Raw genomic sequence first — 17,359 nt, forward strand, 5'->3', positions numbered from 1 at the left:
CTATTTTTTAACGTGCGTCGGATTCGATTCATGTTGGGGCGACTACGGTGTGCTCGCCCCGCAACCGGGGGCCCAAAACAAGAAACATTAGGAGATACCCCCATGCGCTCCATCCGTATCCTGAGTCTCGCCCTGCTGACCTCCGCCGCCTTCGCGCCGGCCGCTTTCGCCCAGGACAGCAGCAGCACCGACACCGCTTCGGGCAAGCATTTTGCCGTTGTTGGCGGCATCTCGCTGCTGGAACCGAAGAACGACCCGATCACCGGCGTGAAGAAGACCGATGGCGGCCCGGCGCCGACCGTCAGCTTCAGCTACTACATCAACGACAACTGGGCCGTTGAACTGTGGGGCGCCGCCGACAAGTTCGACAACAAGTTCAAGGGCCCGAACAACGCCCGCCTGGGCTCGGTCGAGCAGCAGCCGGTCGCGCTGAGCGGCCAGTACCACTTCGGCCAGGCTGACAACGTGTTCCGTCCGTTCGTGGGCGTGGGCTACTACCAGTCGAGCTTCAGCAACGAGAAGCTGGGCAACGGCGCTGACACCGACATCCGCTTCAAGGATGCCAAGGGCGTGATCGGCACCGTCGGCGTGGACATGAACATCAACTCCACCTGGTTCGCCCGTGCTGACGCCCGCTACATGCGCGCCCGCCCGGACGTGAAGGTTGGCGGCGAGAAGATCGGCGAAGCCAAGATGGATCCGTGGACCGTCGGCTTCGGCATCGGCGCCCGCTTCTGATCCAGGCTGCAACTGCTTCACTGATGTAACGCGACGGGCCCTTCGGGGCCCGTCGTCGTTTCCGTCACCCGCGTTCTGTAGAGTCGAGCTTGTTCGACTGCCTTTCGTAGAGTCGAGCTTGCTCGACTGCCTTTCGTAGAGTCGAGCCATGCTCGACTTTTGCAACAGCAGTCGACTGACAGTCGACTCTACACACACAGGATGCGGAGGCGCGATGCACGACGTCGACCTGCTGGTGATCGGTGGCGGTATCAACGGTGCCGGCATCGCCCGTGATGCCAGCGGCCGCGGCCTGCGCGTGCTGCTGTGCGAGCAGCACGACCTCGCTGCTCATACCTCCAGCGCCAGCAGCAAGCTGATCCACGGTGGCCTGCGCTACCTGGAACAGCGCGAGTTCGGCCTGGTACGCAAGGCACTGGGTGAACGCGAAGTGGTACGCCGGCAGGCACCCTATCTGGTCCGCCCGCTGCGTTTCGTGCTGCCGTGGGAACCGCACCTGCGCCCACGCTGGATGCTGCGCGTGGGACTGTGGCTGTACGACCACCTGGGCCCACGCAGCCCGGCATTTCCCGCCTCGCGCGCCCTGGACCTTCAGCATGATCCGCTCGGCCCCTGGCTCTCCCCGGATCTGCGGCAGGCCTTCAGCTACGCCGACGCGCAGGTCGATGACGCGCGTCTGGTACTGCTCAATGCCCTGGATGCTGCCTGGCGTGGCGCACAGGTACATGTGCGCAGCCGCTGCATCGAACTGCGCCCTGTGCAGGGCCGTTGGCAGGCCGTACTGGAATCCGCCGATGGCCAGCAGCATGTGACCGCGCGCGCCGTCGCCAATGCGGCTGGCCCATGGGCCGGTGGCCTGCTGGAGCAGATGGAGGCCCGCAGCGGCGGCCCCGCGCTGCGGCTGGTACAGGGCAGCCACATCGTGCTGCGCCGCCCCTGGCCTGATGACAGTGCCTGCCTGCTGCAGCAGCCCGATGGCCGCGTGGTGTTCCTGCTGCCGTTCGCCCACGAGCATCTGCTAGTCGGCACCACCGACACCGACTACCGTGGTGACCCGGCGCGCTGCAGCGTGCTGCCTTCCGAGGTGAGCTACCTGTGCGCGGCCGCCAACTGCTATCTGCGTGAGCCGATCACTCCGGAAGACGTGGTCTGGCAGTTCGCAGGTGTACGTCCCCTGCTGGCCGACCCGGACCCGCGTGCGGCAACGCTGAGCCGCGACTACCGCCTTCAGCTGCAGTCCAACCCGGCGCCGGCGCTGCATGTGCTGGGCGGCAAGCTGACCACCTACCGGGTGCTGGCCGAGGAAGCGCTGAACCTGCTGCGCCCTGCCCTGCCACAGATGGGACCGGCCTGGACGGCAGGCGGAGACCCGCTGCCGGGCAGCGACTGGGGTGACGCCACACAGGCGCGCTCCCGCCTGCAGGCGCTGGCACCGTGGTTGCCCGTGGAGATCGCACGGCGTTGGGCCGAAGCCTACGGCAGCCGCAGCGCCGCCCTTCTGCAGGGTGCACGGGGCATGGACGATCTTGGAGAGGACTTCGGCGGCGGCCTGCATGCGCGGGAAGTGGCTTTCCTGCGCGACCACGAATGGGCCTGGGACGCCGAGGACGTGCTGTGGCGGCGAAGCAAGCTGGGGTTGCGGCTGGATGCTGCGCAGGTGGCGCGGCTGCAGGCGTGGATCGATAGACGGTAGAGTCGAACTTGCTCGACTGACATGAAAAGCAGTCGAGCAGGCTCGACTCTACCAACACCATCGCTACCGGAGACGCTGCATGACGCCCCGCTACGTGCTGGCCATCGACCAGGGCACCACCAGTTCGCGCGCGATCCTGTTCGACCGCACCGGCGACATCGTCGGCAGCGCGCAGCGCGAATTCGCGCAGATCTTCCCGCAGCCGGGTTGGGTCGAGCATGACCCGCGCGAGATTCTCACCAGCGTCTATGCCACGCTGACCGAACTGCTCAGCCGCGGGCAGATCGACCCGCGCCACATCGCCGCACTGGGCATCACCAACCAGCGCGAAACCACCGTGGTCTGGGACCGTGCCACCGGACAGCCGATCCACAACGCCATCGTCTGGCAGTCGCGGCAGAGCCACGCCATCTGCGAGCGGCTGAAGTCCGAAGGGCATGAGGCGCTGATCCGCGAGCGCACCGGCCTGCTGATCGATGCCTATTTCTCCGCCACCAAGGTGCGCTGGATCCTCGACCACGTCCAGGGCGCGCAGCAGCGTGCCGAGCGCGGCGAGCTGCTGTTCGGCACCATCGACAGCTGGCTGGTCTGGAACCTCAGTGGTGGCCAGGCGCATGTGACCGACTACAGCAACGCGGCGCGCACGCTGCTGTTCAACATCCACACGCTGGACTGGGATGACGACCTGCTGGCGCTGCTGGACATCCCGCGCGCGATGCTGCCGCAGGTGCGCGATTCCAGCGCGGTGTACGCGCATACCCGGCCGCAGTTCTTCTTCGATCACCCGATTCCGATCGCCGGCATCGCCGGTGACCAGCAGGCGGCGCTGTTCGGCCAGGCCTGCTTCCAGCCGGGCATGGTCAAGAACACCTATGGCACCGGCTGCTTCATGCTGATGCACACCGGCACGCAGGCGGTGCGTTCGCGCAATGGACTGCTGACCACCATCGCCTGGGGCCTGGACGGGCGCGTGGAATATGCGCTGGAAGGCTCGATCTTCATTGCCGGCTCGGTGGTGCAGTGGCTGCGCGATGGGTTGCGCATGATCGAACGCGCCAGCGACAGCCAGGCGCTGGCCGCGCAGGTGCCCGACAGTGGCGGTGCTTACCTGGTACCAGCATTTGTCGGCCTCGGTGCGCCCTATTGGCGCAGTGATGTGCGCGGCGCGATGTTCGGCCTGACCCGTGGCACCCGCAAGGCGCACTTCGTGCGCGCGGCGCTGGAAGCGATGGCCTACCAGACCCGCGACGTGCTTGATGCGATGCAGTCCGATGCCGGTATCGCGCTGACCGAGCTGCGCGCCGATGGCGGTGCGATCGGCAACGACTTCCTGGCCGGATTCCAGGCCGACATCCTTGGCGTGCCACTGCTGCGGCCGCGGCTGACCGAAACCACCGCACTGGGCGCGGCCTACCTGGCCGGGATGGCGGTGGGGTTCTGGACCAGCCGCGAACAGATCGCCGCGCAGTGGGGCCTGGACCGGCGCTTCGAGCCACAGATGGAGGTGGCCCGGCGCGAGAAGCTGTATGCGGGATGGCAGCAGGCGGTGGCCGCCACCCTCGCCTTCCACGTCGACTGAGGGTAGTGCCGGCCGCTGGCCGGCAACCCCATGATGTTTGGCGGCGTCTGCAGATTGCCGGCCAGCGGCCGGCACTACCACATGGCCAGCGGCCGTCAGAACGCCGGCAGCACCGCGCCCTTGTACTTGGTCTCGATGAAGGCCTTCACCTGCGGGCTGGTCAGGGCCTTGGCCAGCTTCTGCACGCGGGCGTCGTCCTTGTTGTCCGGGCGCGCGACCAGGAAGTTCACGTACGGCGAATCCTTGCTTTCGATCGCCAGTGCGTCCTTGGTCGGGTTGAGGCCAGCGTCCAGCGCATAGTTGGTGTTGATCAGGGCCAGGTCGACCTGGTCCAGCACGCGCGGCAGCATCGCCGAGTCCAGCTCGCGGAACTTCAGGTTCTTCGGGTTGGCAGTGATGTCGCGCTGGGTCGACAGCGCGTTGGTCGGATCCTTCAGCTCGATCACACCGGCCTTGTGCAGCAGGATCAGCGCGCGGCTGTTGTTGCTCGGGTCGTTCGGGATCACCACGTCGGCACCTTCGCGCAGCTCGGCCAGTGACTTGATCTTGCGCGAATACGCACCGAACGGCTCGATGTGCACGCCGATCACCTTCACCAGATCGGTCTTGCGATCGCGGTTGTAGGCATCCAGGTACGGCTCGGTCTGGAAGTAGTTGGCGTCCACCTGCTTCTGCACCAGCTGGTCGTTGGGCTGCACGTAGTCGTTGAACACGCGCACGTCCAGGTCCACGCCTTCCTGCTTGAGGATCGGCTTGACCACTTCAAGGATCTCGGCATGCGGCACGGCCGTGGCGGCCACCACCAGCTTCTGCGAGGGCTCGCCGGACTTGCCGCAGGCGGTCAGGGCCAGCGCAGCGGCGAGCAGGGGCAGCAACAGGGTCTTCTTCATGGGCGGAAGGGTTCTCGGGGGGAGTGTCAGGAGTTGTCGTAGTTGCTCAGGGCGAGCTCAAGCAGCGCCTTGGCCTGCTCGCGCAGCATCACCGGTTCGACGATCTCGGCATCCGAGCCGTAGTGCAGCACGTCCATCAGCAGCTCGCGCGAGACGCTGTACGGCACCTTCAGTTCATAGCGGCCATCGGCCAGGAAGCGGCCCTGCTGCTTGGAATGCCAGTGCTCGTCGGCCACCCAGCGCGCGGCCTTGGCGCTGAACAGGATGGTCGCCCAGCCCTTCGGCGCACCGGAGAAGATGCCGTAGCTGGCCCCGAGCTGCTCGTCCAGCTCGCTGTCGGCCACGTCGCGGGCGGTGCTGTCGATCACCCGCGCCTTGTGGATGCGATCCACGGCAAAGCTGCGCAGCGCCTCGCGGTCATGGTCCCAGGCATCCAGGTACCAGTTGTCGCGATAGTGGGTCAGGCGCTGCGGCGAAACGGTGCGCTTGGTCGGCTCGTCGGTGGAACGGGCGCGGTACTCGAACGCCAGCTGGCGGCGCTCCAGCACCGCCGAAGCCACGCTGCGGAAGCTGCCTTCATCGAACTTGCGGCCACGGTGCGGAATCACCCGCACCCGGTCCACCGGCCAGCTGGAAACGCCAGCCTGGGCCGCCAGCAGGCTCTCGATGCGCTGCTGCAGCGGTGCCAGAACCGAGGACAGCACGCCGCCACCGGTCCGCGCCAGCAGGTGCTGCGAGGCCAGCAGGGCATGCAGCTCCTCCGAGCTCAGCCACAGGCCGGGCAGCTCGAAGCGGTCGCTCTCGTCGGCCTGGTAACGGAAGCCGGCTTCGCCGTCGCCCTCGATCGGTGCCATCAGCGCATCGCGCAGGAAGGCCAGATCGCGGTAGACGGTGGCACGGGAGCAACCGAGCTTGTCCTGCAGGGTCGCCACCGTCACCGGATAGCGTGCGGACTTGAGCAGACGATGCAGGGCGGTGATGCGTTCGTATCGGTCCATACCCCCGATTATGTCCGAGTCGCGGGTCTTGTGTGGGACGTTTGGGCTATCGTGGTCGCCCCCACCCCTCTGGAACACCCGATGCGCCGGTTGCCTGCCCTGTCCCTGCTGGCCTGCCTGCTGCTGGCCGCCTGTGATCGCGCGCCCGCGCCGGCCAGCACCGAAGCGCCCGTGCCTGCGGCGGATCCGGCGCAGGCGGTGCTGGGCGCCAGCCAGCGCTTCTCGGCCCTGCGCAGCTTCCACGCCGAACTGGAGGTGCTGGGCGCGCCACAGCCGGTGCGCAGCGCCATGGACTTCGTCGCCCCCGACCGCTTCCGGGTGCAGACCCCAGCCGGTCCGCAGACGATCATCGGCGACACCATGTTCCTGCAGGCCGACGACGCGATCCGGCAGGTGCCGACCCCGCCGGGCCTGCTCGAGCAATGGCGCAACCCGCTGCCGGCCGATGCCCTGCCCGCCGATCTGCAGGCCGAAGACCTGGGCAGCCAGTCGCTGGACGGGGTCGAGACGCGTCACTACCGCCTGCGTGGCGCGCAGCCCGGCGAACGCCTGGAGTACTGGGTGGACGCGCAGGGCCTGCCGCGGCAGATCGTACGCAGCGGCAGCAGCAATAGCCGCAGCTTCCAGCTGCGCCTGCGCTATTCGCGCTTCAACGACCCGGCATTGCGCGTCGATTTGCCCTGAATAGGCGATCGCGGCAACGCCTGCTGAAGAAACCGTTTGGATCGATTCGGACCGCCATCACGCTTCCAGTATCATCACCGGCTGTCAACCGCTTCGGAGAAGCCCCGATGTCCCTGCGCGTGTCCCTGCTGATCCCCCTGCTGCTGTGCGCACCGCTCGCGTATGCGCAGGATGCCTCCGAACTGGCGGCGATGTCCTCGCCGTGGAGCGGCAGTGGCGGCGAGCTCGGTTTCGCTTCGGCACGCGGCAACAGCAGCACCGAGAGCTTCAACGGCCGCCTGCGCCTGCGCTACACCGATGGCGACTGGGTGCACAGCATGGACCTGGCTGGCCTGCGCTCCAGCTCCAAGGTGATCGAGACCCGCGACGACGGCTCCACCAGCCGCCGCAACAACACCACCGCCAACCGTTACACCGGCAGTGCCGGCAGCGCGCTGCAGCTGGGCGAGCACCGCCAGCTGACGGCCACGGTGCGTACCGAGCGCGATGACTTCGCCACCTACGACCGCCAGAGCTCGTTCGGTCTGGGTTACGGCACCCGCCTGTGGAACACCGAGCGTTTCTCGTTCGACGCGCAGATCGGCCCCGGTGTGCGCCGCACCCACAGCACCGAGGACGACCGCACCCGCACCGGCATGATCGGCCGCGGCCTGTTCGACATGAAGTACTCGCTGACCGACAACACCGACCTGGTCAACACCCTGCTGGTCGAGTCGGGTTCCTACAACACCTTCGGCCAGAACGACTTCGGTGTTTCGGTGAGCATGAACGAACATCTGGCGCTGAAGGCCGGCTGGCAGGCGCGTTACAACAGTGACGTGGCCGAGGACAAGCGCAAGACCGATACGCTGACCACGATGAACGTGGTCTACAAGTTCAAATAAGCAGAACGGGCGCCGAGGCGCCCGTTCTTCTTTCGGTAGTGCCGGCCGCTGGCCGGCAACTGCATTCAATCGGAGCACGAGGTTGCCGGCCAGCGGCCGGCACTAGCTGCGATGGCTCAGACGTTCAGCAGTTCGCCGGCACCGGCGTCCAGCAGCATCTTCGCCACGCGCTGGCCCAGTGCTTCCGGGTCACTGGCCGGGCCGATCGCCTCGGCACGCACCGCACGGCCATCACTGGCACTGCCGACCAGGCCCTGCAGGTGCAGGTCGGTCCCCTGCCACTGCGCGATCGCCGCCACCGGCACGTGGCAGCTGCCATGCAACGCACGGTTCATCGCTCGCTCGGCTTCCACGCAGGCACGGGTTTCCGCGTCATCCAGGCCCGCGAACAGCGCCATCAGGCGCGCATTGCCACCGTCGCACTCCACCGCCACCGCGCCCTGCGCCGGGGCCGGCAGCCACTGCGGCGGTTGCAGGCGCGCGACGATGCGCGCGCCCAGGCCCAGACGCTCCAGGCCGGCCACGGCCAGCACGATGGCGTCGTAGCCACCGTTGTCGAGCTTGGCCAGGCGGGTGTTGACGTTGCCGCGCAGGTCCAGCAGTTCCAGGTCCGGGCGCAGCGCGCGCAGCTGGGCCTGGCGGCGCAGCGACGAGGTGCCAACCCGCGCACCGATCGGCAGCGCATCCAGCGAGGCGTACAGGTTGGAGACGAAACCATCGGCCGGATCGTGGCGGGTCAGCATCGCCGGCAGCGCGAAGGGTTCATCCAGTTCCATCGGCACATCCTTCAGCGAATGCACGGCGCAGTCGGCCTCGCCACGCAGCATGGCCAGCTCCAGTTCCTTCAGGAACAGGCCCTTGCCACCGATGGCGGCCAGCGAGCGGTCCAGCACCTCGTCACCGCGGGTGCTCATCGGCACCAGTTCCACATGCAGGCCGGGGTGGGCCTGGCGCAGGCGATCGGCGACGTGTTCGCTCTGCCAGAGGGCGAGCGGGCTCTTGCGGGTGGCGATGCGGACGGTTTCCATCCGGTCATTATCGCGCCTTCGGCGCGGATACGGCCAACGGCGGAGCCCCTCGTGGCTGGTGGGGGGTACGGTTGAAGCAACAGCCGTGCTTGGCCGGGCGGGATGGACCACGCAGGGGACGCTGCAAGTACGTCCATGTAAGCTCGGTCGCCGCATCCATGCGGCTCACGCCCCTGCGCAGCCCACCCCGCCCGTCCTATGACAGTTTCCGTGCGCGCCAGCCACGGAAGATCAAAAGAAAAGCAGAGCAACAGCGGGTCGCTTCGCTCTGAGTCGAGCATGGCTTGTATGTTCCTCCCGGCTCCTACGCGGTATGTAGGAGCCAGGGTGGAGGGACCGTCAAGCATGCATCTGCGGATACTAGCCGACAGACGAGTCGAGCGATCCCCATCCCGCACACGAACGTCGATAAAGGATCGTACGGCCCCCAAAGGGGATCGTCGATGTAGGCAAGCTAACGTCGGTGCGGTACCACCCCAGCCCCTTAAAGATAGCTGGGAGCCGTACAAATGTCTGATTCTCTCGATATTGGCGTGGACGTGGACTCCAAGGAGTTCGTGCCGGCAGTGGCCGACCGCAAGGCCGGCGACAGGATCGCCAACACCCAGGCCGGCATAGCCAAGTGGCTCAACACCTTGCCCCAGCGATGTCGGATTGGCATGGAGGCGACGGGGCGGTACTACGAGTTGTTGGCTCGGATGGCTGGCCAGGCAGGCCACGTTGTCTATGTGATCAATCCACGTCTGATCAAGTACTACGGCCGGGCGACGGGCTCGCGTGGCAAGACGGACGCCATGGACGCCGAAGCGATCGCCCGGTACGTGAAGAAGGAGAACGATCGCCTGCGTGAATACGTACCGCGTACCGACGAGCAGCAGCAGATGCACGATTTGCTGCGCAAGCGGCAGACGCTGGTAAAGACACGCGCGCGCCTGGAGCAATCCTTCGGGGTAAGCAAAAGTGCCCCCGGGGAGCTGTCAGATCTGTTCTGCGCTCTGGCTGGGACGCTGTCCGAGCTGGAAAGCGAACTGCAGCGCTTGGGTCGCGATGGAGAGCATGGCACGCTCTACAAGCGCCTGTTGACCATCCCTGGTATCGGCCCCGCCGTCGCCGCTCACCTGATTTACTACATGACGCGCTGGCCGTTGGCCAACGCCAACGCGTGGATCGCCTGCACCGGCCTGGATCCCCGGCCTAACGAGTCTGGCGGAAGAACGGGACGGCGTCGGCTGTCCAAACAGGGCGCGCCAGTGCTGCGCCAGATGCTCTACATGGCCGCCATGGGGCTCAAGCGGTGTCGTCGGGGGCAACCGCTCTACGACGAGCTGTCAAAACGCGGTCACCCCAGCACCGCCGTCTTCAACATCCTGGCCAGAAAGCTGGCCAGGATCGCCTGGGGTGTCTTCAAAAGCGGCCGGGACTTCGATCCGGCCATGCTGAAGGTGGGTCAAGCCTGCTTCCAGCAGGCTTGACCACGAACATAGGATCTCGACTCTATATTTCCCTCCCCACCCGATAACAACAATGCTTTTGCTGTCCGATGCAGTGGAGAACGAGAGGGTTGGGCCGGGGTGGGGTGGCGGGACCGTTGGCGCCATGGGCCCGAGGCATGCCTCGGGCGGGTTGGGCAGGACGCCCAACCCCGGTCTTGCTGTGTGCGCAGGATTGCGCACACGAGCAAGGCGCCATCGAGCTTACAGGGATGTACTTGCAGCGTGTCCCGCCACCCCACCCCGGCCCGACCCAGCACGTAGAAATACCGAGCCATGACCCGCTGTTGCTGTTGCTGTTGCTGTTGCTGTTGCTGTTGATCTTGATGTTGATCTGTAAGCAGTCGCGGCCGCAGGCCGCGCGGAACACTCACAGATGCCGCAGTTCCTGCTTCAGCGTCGCCACGCAGCGGCGGCTGACTTCCAGCGGTTGCTTGCCATGGCGCAACATCGCCTGCACCTGCCCACCCGTGCCACGACGCAGCTCCACCAGCTCATGGCGCGCCACCAGGCAGTTGCGATGGATGCGGATGAAGCGGCTGGCGAACTCTTCCTCCAGCGACTTCAACGATTCCTCGATCAGGTCTTCGCCGCGCGCGTGGTGCACCACCACGTACTTCTCTTCGGCCTGCAGGTAATGGATGTCGTCCAGCGGAATCAAGCGCAGGCTGCCGCGCAGGCGCGCGCACAGCATGCTGCGCGCCTGTTGCCCGCGGTGGTCCTGTGGCTGACCATCGCGGCCGGCCAGGAACGTGCGCGCGCGCGCGATGGCCGCGGCCAGACGCTCGGCACGTACCGGCTTCATCAGGTAATCAATCGCGGCCGCCTCGAACGCCGACAGCGCATGCGCATCGTAAGCGGTGCAGAACACCACCGCCGGCCGTGGCTCGAAGCTGGCCAGGTGGCGGGCGGCTTCCAGGCCATCCAGCCCGGGCATGGCGATATCCAGCAGGACCAGGTCCGGCTGCAGCTCCGCGCACGCGTGCAGGGCCTGCTCGCCGTTGCCGGCTTCGGCCACCACATCCACGCCGTCCTGCGCGGCCAACAGGCTGCGCAGGCGCTCACGCGCCAGCGGTTCGTCATCGGCGATGACTACCCTCACGATCGCTCCCTCACTGGATCGGCACTGTCACCTGGCAGGCATAGTAGCCCTCGCTCCAGCCAGCCGTCATCCGCGCGGCGCTGCCGAAGCGCCAGGCCAGCCGATGGCCGATGCTGTGCTGGGCATGGCCGGCACCGCGCGCCAGGGCCAGCCCGGGGGCCTGCGGGTCGGGCGCCGGATTGCGCACGCAGATCTGCAGTTCATTGCCCTGGCGCATCAGCTGCAGCTCGATGGTGCCACCCTCGGGCAGCCGCGAGATGCCATGCAGCACGGCGTTCTCCACCAGTGGCTGCAGTACCAGGCGAGGCAGGGGAAGATCCCAGGGCAGCGGTTCGTCGCGCTGCCAGCGCACCTGCAGGCGCTCGCCCAGGCGCAGTGATTCGATCGACAGGTAGCGCTCGGCCAGCTCGCATTCGTCACGCAGGGTGGAATCACCCTCGCCCGCCCCCAGCGCGGCACGGAACAGATCGGACAGGTCCAGCACCGCACGCTCGGCCACGACCGGGTCGCGATGCAGCAGGCTGGCGATCAGGTTCATGCTGTTGAACAGGAAATGCGGGCGGATCCGCGCCTGCAGGGCATCGGCCTGTGCGCGTGCGTTGGCCTGTACCTGCGCGGCCCAGCGATCACTCACATAGAAGTAGCGCAGGGCCAAGGCAGTGATCAGCGCCGTCGTCGCCGCGCTGCCCAGCGTGAAGCGCCAGAAGCTGATGCCGCGGGCGAAGCTGTCGCCAAGCACCGCGTACAGGGCATGCACGATGCCCGCGCAGACCACCGCGATCAGCGTCGCCAGTGCGATGGCCGAGACCGCCCCCAGAACCTGTGGCAACCTCGACAACGCGTTCCGCAGCAGGCACAGGCTGGCCGTTACGGCCAGCGCCAGCCACAACGCGAAACCACTGGCCGACAGCAGTTCGCCCACAGTCCAGTGGCGGCTGCCATCCGGGGCCAGGGCCAGCACCACCACCACCAGTTCGGCCAGGCCGAGCATCGCCGCCAGCCGCGGCAGGCGGCACAGTTCCGGCATCCAGGGCGGGGCGCTGGCCGGCGGCATGGGTCAGGCAGCGCCCAGGCGTTCCTGCAACCAGTCACCGAGCGCCTGGATCTCTTCGGCGCAGACCTGGTGGGCCATCGGGTAACTGTGCCATTCCACCTCCAGGCCCAGCGCCTGCAGTGCCTGCGCACTGTGTGCGGCCACCGCCTGCGGAATCACCGGATCGCTGCTGCCATGGGCCATGAACACCGGCACCTGCACGGCGCCTTCAGCGCGCTTTGCGCCGTCGGCTTCGGGCAGGTAGGTGGACAGCGCGATCAGGCCGGCCAGCGGCGCAGTGCGTGACAGCGCGGCGGTCAGGATGATCGCGCCCCCCTGCGAGAAACCGGCCAGGAAGATCTTCTCCGGCGCGATGCCACGCTCGATCTCGCGCGCGATCAGCGCATCCAGCTGCACCACCGATTCCTGCACGCCCACCATGTCGGCGCGCGATCGGAAATCCATGCCGACGATGTCGTACCAGCCGCGCATCGGCACGCCGTTGTTGATCGTGATCGGCCGCACCGGTGCATGCGGGAACACGAAGCGCAGCGCCGGCCAATGCGGACGCACCAGCTCCGGCACGATCGGCGCGAAGTCGTGGCCATCGGCACCGAGGCCGTGCAGCCAGATCACCGACCACTGCGGCGAGGCGCCGGTCTCCTGTTCCACCGTTTGCAGCATGATGCGGCTCCTTCAAGTTCGAGCCGCATTATGCCGCTGCCGCGGGACGATCAGTACAGCGGCGGTTGTTCGGCCGCTTCCCGGCGCAGCTGCGCGGCACGTACCAGCACCGGCGGCGGGATGTTCTCCTCGGGGATATCAAGCAGGCCAAGACGGTGCAGGAAGGCGCCGGGGCCACGCGAAGACGTCAGCGCCACCACCGGTACCGCCAGCACCATGCCGATCACCACCGGCGCCATCCACGCGGCCAGCGATGGCGACACGGCCCAGGCCAGCATGCCCATGAAGGCGCCGAACACCCCCAGCCCACCGTAGCCACGGATCAGCGCCAGCCACGAAATGCCACCATCGTCACGCTGCTGCGCGTCCCAGCCCGAATCGCGGCCGGACAGTACTTCGGCCACGCCGCGCGACTGCACGTACATCACCACCGGCGCCATCAACGCGGCCAATACGGTTTCCACCAGCATCGAGACGAACGCGCGCAGGGCACCGCCACACCCGCGGCGGTCGACCGGGTCCAGCAGCATCGCCAGGTAACCCAGCACCTTGGGCAGCAGCAGCACCGCCATGGTCGCCGCGAACAGGCGCACCACCTGTTCCTCGTCCTGGGCCCGCCAGTACACGCTGGGCGACAGGTGCAGCAGGGCGTTGAAGTCGATGCCTTCCTGGAACAGCGGGATGGCGATGCCGATCAGCATCAGCATCGCCCACATCGGCGCGGTGAAGTAATGACCGATGCCGATCAGCATGTGCATGCGGCTGATCCAGTGCAGGCCACGGCTGCCGACCACCTTGCCGTGCTGCAGGTTGCCCTGGCACCAGCGGCGGTCGCGCACCAGCAGGTCGGTCAGGGTCGGCGGACCTTCTTCATAGCTGCCGCCCAGGTACGGCACCATGTGCGCGGCCCAGCCGCCACGACGCATCAGCGCCGCTTCGACGAAGTCATGGCTGAGCACGTGGCCACCGAACGGCTTGCGCCCCGGCAGCGCCGGCAGCCCGGCCTGATCGGCGAAGGCGCGGGTGCGGATGATGGCGTTGTGGCCCCAGTAATTGCTCTCGGCACCGTGCCACCAGGCCACGCCACGGGCGATCACCGGACCGTACACACGGCCGCCGAACTGCTGCATGCGCGCGAACAGGGTGCGCCCGCCGATCACCGACGGCAGGGTCTGGATCAGGCCGACGTCGGCGTTGTGCTCCATGCCCGCGACCAGGCGCACGATGCTGTCGCCGGTCATCAGGCTGTCGGCGTCGAGGATCAGCATCTGCGGGTAGGCACCGCCGAAGCGGCGGACCCAGTCGGCGATGTTGCCGGCCTTGCGCCCGCTGTTGTCGCCACGGCGGCGGTAGAACAGCCGCGCCTGGCCATCGGGCACGCGCTCGCGCAGTTCGGCGAACACCTGCTCCTCGGCCCGTGCGATGTCTTCGCGCCGGGTATCACTGAGCACGAAAAAGTCGAACCGGTCGAGCTGGCCGGTGGCGGCCACCGACTCGTAGATCGCCTGCAGGCCGGCCAGCAGCCGGCGCGGATCTTCGTTGTAGGTCGGCATCAGCAGCGCGGTGCGGCTGTGCACTGTCGGCAGTGGCTTGTCCGGGTCGATGCCGAGGCGATACCCCCGGTCGAACACGGCAGTCAGGAAGCCGGCCACGGCGCTGGCGAAAGACAGCGCGATCCAGGCGAACAGGCCGACAAACAGCACCAGCAGGCAGGCCTCGAGCACGCTGATGCCATTGGCCGACAGCACCCGCCACATCATCCGGGTAGCGATGGCGGTCATCGCCAGCGTGCCGCCGAAGATATAGAACCGGCGCAGGCCGATCAGCCGCGGCGAGGTGCGGTGGCGGCGAACCTTCAGTTGGCCTTCGCGCAGGGTCTGCTCGGGCATCTGCAACGGCGATTCGGCCGGCAGCAGCGTCCAGCCGGCATCAAGCCGGGACGTATCTGCTTCCGCATGGATGGTCTGCACCTCCATTGCCGCCTACTCCGCGCAGTCGGCACGGCCGGCCATCCCGGCCGGGCTGCATGCACCAAGGTTCCCGGCGCGCTTTCCCGGCGCCCGCACTTGTCCTGGCTGCGTCGGCGTCACGCCACGCAGTCGCTGTCTGTCACTACCGGAACCCACACGATCTCCAACGGGGCGGAATCGAAAATGCGGCTCAGTCTAGGGCGCCGGATGTAAGCCGAGTGCGAAGGTCTACGCCGGGATTTATCCCCATTCAGCAAACAGCAGGCGAGTGCCGGGGCAGGGGAACGGATGTCACTTGGTCGCCCCAGGTACTGGATCGTAACAAACGCGAACGGTTATCATTTCATTAACCAGGCAGGTCACCGTCTTCCGCACGGCCGAGACCCACCCAGCTGCGCCGGTTCCAACCCAGCGCCCAACGACCCATGGAAGGGGGCTGCCTGCTGTCTGCGTGCGCCTGCTGCTTCCACCGGGTCCCCCTCCTCCGATGGAAGCCGTCATGTCCCTGTCGTTCCGTACCCCTTCCGCGCGCCTGCCGCGCACCCGCCTGGCCTGCGCTCTGGCCACCGCCTGCCTGCTGGCCCTGCCCGGCCTGGCCGCCGCAGAGGCCAGCGCCGATGCCTCCACCAAGGATCTGGATACCGTGGTGGTCACCGCCTCGGGCAACCAGCAATGGATCAAGGATGCACCGGCCAGCATCAGCGTGATCAGCCGTGAGGACATCGAGCGCCAGCCGGTGCACGACCTGGCCACCCTGCTCAGCCGCGTGCCGGGCGTGACCGGTGGCCTCAGCGCGGTCGGCGAGCAGTCCAAGATCAAGCTGCGTGGCATGCCGTCCAATTACACGCTGGTGCTGGTGGACGGCAAGCGCATGGGCAGCTCGGCCTCGACCAACTACCGTCCCGACCTCGGCCGCCAGGATCTGAACTGGATCTCGCCCGACCAGATCGAACGCATCGAGGTGGTGCGCGGACCAATGTCGTCGCTGTACGGCTCCGACGCCATGGGCGGCGTGATCAACATCATCACCAAGCGCATCGGTGATGACTGGAACGGCAGCGCCACCCACAGCTATACCCGCCCGGGTGATGGCAAGCGCGGTGATACCCAGCAGATCGGTGCGACGTTCTCCGGTCCGCTCGGCGAGCGCTTCGGCCTGCGCATCGGTGCCAACAGCATGCGCCGCGACTCCGACCGCTCCAACGGTGGTGTCTATGGCAATGCCTACGCCGGCGAGAAGGACCGCAATGTCGACGCGCTGCTGCAGTGGAAGCTCAGCGATGCGCAGGAACTGTCGCTGGAAGCCGGCCACGGCGTGCAGCAGGCCTTCATCGACGCGTCGCTGGAAAAGCAGGACGAAGGCGCCTGGGGTGCCAGCGAACTCAAGCGCAGCTCGCTGGCGCTCAACCACGATGGCAAGTGGAGCTTCGGCAACTCGAAGCTCAGCGCCTACTGGACCGAGTACAAGAACGACATCGGCGCCACCGGCCGCTCCGAGGCGACCGATACGATCATCGAAGGCAGCCTGACCACGCCGTTCACCCTGGGCGTTGAACACCAGTTCGCCGTCGGTGGCCAGTGGAAGCGCCAGGAACTGACCAATACCGATACCATCGGCCGCGCGCCGATCGACTATGCCGGCAATGCCGTCAGCGGCTCCAACCTGGAAGTGGATACCTGGGCACTGTTCGTTGAGGACGAACTGAAGCTGCACCGCACGCTGGCGCTGACCCTGGGCGCACGCCTGGACCACCATGAGAAGTTCGGCAGCCACGTCAGCCCGCGTGCGTACCTGGTCTGGCACCCGGCCGAACAGTGGACGATCCGCGGTGGCGTCTCCAAGGGCTTCCGCGCGCCCAGCCTGACCGAGAATTCGGCCACCGCGGCCACCCAGTCCGGCGGCCGCGGCTGCACCTCGCTGATTCCGCTGGGCTATACCCGTGGCGGCTGCTACATGGCCGGCAACCCGGACCTGGACCCGGAAACCAGCACCAACCGCGAGATCGGCATCAGCTTCGACAACGACCTGCTCGATGCCGGCCTGACCTATTTCCATACCGACTTCAAGAACAAGATCGAATACGCGCCGCTGGGCGAGTTCAACGGCATCTGGTGGACGCGCATGAGCAACGTGCAGCGCGCGCGTACCAGCGGCATGGAAGGCAACCTGAACTTCCGCTTCGGCGAGCAGTGGCGCTGGCGCACCTCGGCCACCTGGATGAAGGAAGCCAAGAACCTGACCACCGGCAGGAACCTGATCGATACGCCGGAGTTTTCCGGCTATTCGTCGCTGGACTGGACGCCCAATACGGTGTTTTCCAGCAGCCTGTCGGCGCAGTACACCGGCAAGCAGACCGGTACCGCCACGACCTTCCTCAAGGCCTACACCCTGTATGACCTGACCGCTGCCTGGAACGTCAACGAGGTGCTGACCCTGCGCGGCGGTGTCAGCAACCTAGCCGACAAGAAGCTGTATGCGGAAGGCTCCACCGACTACTTCGTGGCCGGGCGCAGCTACTTCATGAGCATGACCGCGCGGTTCTGACCGGCGGCGCGCGCCGCGATCGCGCTGGCAGCACGCCAGCG

At 67.0% G+C, this 17,359-nt stretch carries 14 protein-coding genes; 7 read left to right on the plus strand and 7 right to left on the minus strand.

Annotated features, from left to right (window positions below; translation table 11 throughout):
- Positions 1-102: 102 nt before the first annotated feature.
- The 3 genes from ACZK5G_RS19600 (at position 103) to glpK (ending at position 4,010) form a co-directional block, all read left to right on the plus strand.
- A complete protein-coding gene (locus ACZK5G_RS19600; protein ID WP_088027288.1) occupies positions 103-738 on the plus strand; it encodes an OmpW/AlkL family protein in 636 nt (211 codons plus the stop codon).
- A gap of 214 nt (positions 739-952) precedes the next feature.
- On the plus strand, positions 953-2,431 hold the full coding sequence (gene glpD / locus ACZK5G_RS19605) for a glycerol-3-phosphate dehydrogenase (RefSeq protein ID WP_478464477.1): 1,479 nt from the start codon (positions 953-955) through the stop codon (positions 2,429-2,431).
- Between the two features lie 79 nt (positions 2,432-2,510).
- Positions 2,511-4,010 carry a glycerol kinase GlpK gene (gene glpK / locus ACZK5G_RS19610; protein WP_478464479.1) on the plus strand — a complete coding sequence of 500 codons (1,500 nt, stop codon included), beginning with the start codon at positions 2,511-2,513 and terminating at the stop codon, positions 4,008-4,010.
- 95 nt (positions 4,011-4,105) lie between these two features.
- Here glpK and ACZK5G_RS19615 read toward each other — a convergent pair whose 3' ends face one another.
- Together ACZK5G_RS19615 and ACZK5G_RS19620 are read right to left on the minus strand one after the other, a co-directional pair.
- Positions 4,106-4,900: a MetQ/NlpA family ABC transporter substrate-binding protein gene (locus tag ACZK5G_RS19615; RefSeq protein ID WP_032129055.1), complete on the minus strand. Its 795-nt coding sequence runs from the start codon at positions 4,898-4,900 to the stop codon at positions 4,106-4,108.
- 26 nt (positions 4,901-4,926) lie between these two features.
- Entirely contained in the window at positions 4,927-5,898 is a 972-nt protein-coding gene (locus tag ACZK5G_RS19620; protein WP_010481302.1) for a helix-turn-helix transcriptional regulator, read from the minus strand.
- Positions 5,899-5,979: 81 nt separating this feature from the next.
- Between ACZK5G_RS19620 and ACZK5G_RS19625 the strand changes: the two genes are divergently transcribed.
- Together ACZK5G_RS19625 and ACZK5G_RS19630 are read left to right on the plus strand one after the other, a co-directional pair.
- Positions 5,980-6,582, plus strand: coding sequence for a LolA family protein (locus ACZK5G_RS19625; protein WP_478464480.1), 603 nt, complete (start codon positions 5,980-5,982; stop codon positions 6,580-6,582).
- Positions 6,583-6,689: 107 nt separating this feature from the next.
- Entirely contained in the window at positions 6,690-7,466 is a 777-nt protein-coding gene (locus ACZK5G_RS19630) for a DUF481 domain-containing protein (protein WP_010481298.1), read from the plus strand.
- Between the two features lie 116 nt (positions 7,467-7,582).
- Here ACZK5G_RS19630 and hemC read toward each other — a convergent pair whose 3' ends face one another.
- Positions 7,583-8,494 (minus strand): hydroxymethylbilane synthase, encoded by a 912-nt coding sequence (hemC, locus tag ACZK5G_RS19635; RefSeq protein WP_049421426.1) that lies wholly within the window; start codon positions 8,492-8,494, stop codon positions 7,583-7,585.
- Between the two features lie 566 nt (positions 8,495-9,060).
- On the opposite strand from hemC, the gene ACZK5G_RS19640 reads away from it, so the two are divergent.
- Positions 9,061-9,966 (plus strand): IS110 family transposase, encoded by a 906-nt coding sequence (locus ACZK5G_RS19640; protein WP_478463664.1) that lies wholly within the window; start codon positions 9,061-9,063, stop codon positions 9,964-9,966.
- Positions 9,967-10,354: 388 nt separating this feature from the next.
- Here the strand turns inward: ACZK5G_RS19640 and ACZK5G_RS19645 are convergent, their stop codons facing one another.
- The 4 genes from ACZK5G_RS19645 to mdoH are packed head-to-tail and all read right to left on the minus strand — an operon-like array spanning position 10,355 to position 14,779.
- The gene (locus ACZK5G_RS19645) at positions 10,355-11,086 is read right to left on the minus strand and encodes a LytR/AlgR family response regulator transcription factor (RefSeq protein WP_010481294.1); all 732 of its coding nucleotides are present in this window, start codon (positions 11,084-11,086) and stop codon (positions 10,355-10,357) included.
- A gap of 10 nt (positions 11,087-11,096) precedes the next feature.
- Complete coding sequence (locus ACZK5G_RS19650; protein ID WP_279912289.1) at positions 11,097-12,140, minus strand: histidine kinase; 1,044 nt, start codon at positions 12,138-12,140, stop codon at positions 11,097-11,099.
- 3 nt (positions 12,141-12,143) lie between these two features.
- The gene (locus tag ACZK5G_RS19655) at positions 12,144-12,803 is read right to left on the minus strand and encodes an alpha/beta hydrolase (protein ID WP_080291776.1); all 660 of its coding nucleotides are present in this window, start codon (positions 12,801-12,803) and stop codon (positions 12,144-12,146) included.
- Positions 12,804-12,853: 50 nt separating this feature from the next.
- Complete coding sequence (gene mdoH / locus ACZK5G_RS19660) at positions 12,854-14,779, minus strand: glucans biosynthesis glucosyltransferase MdoH (protein WP_032128590.1); 1,926 nt, start codon at positions 14,777-14,779, stop codon at positions 12,854-12,856.
- Between the two features lie 493 nt (positions 14,780-15,272).
- Between mdoH and ACZK5G_RS19665 the strand changes: the two genes are divergently transcribed.
- Complete coding sequence (locus ACZK5G_RS19665) at positions 15,273-17,318, plus strand: TonB-dependent receptor domain-containing protein (protein ID WP_329893366.1); 2,046 nt, start codon at positions 15,273-15,275, stop codon at positions 17,316-17,318.
- The last annotated feature ends 41 nt before the right edge of the window (positions 17,319-17,359 follow it).

It is taken from the genome of Stenotrophomonas sp. 62841_Sma (assembly GCF_056482945.1).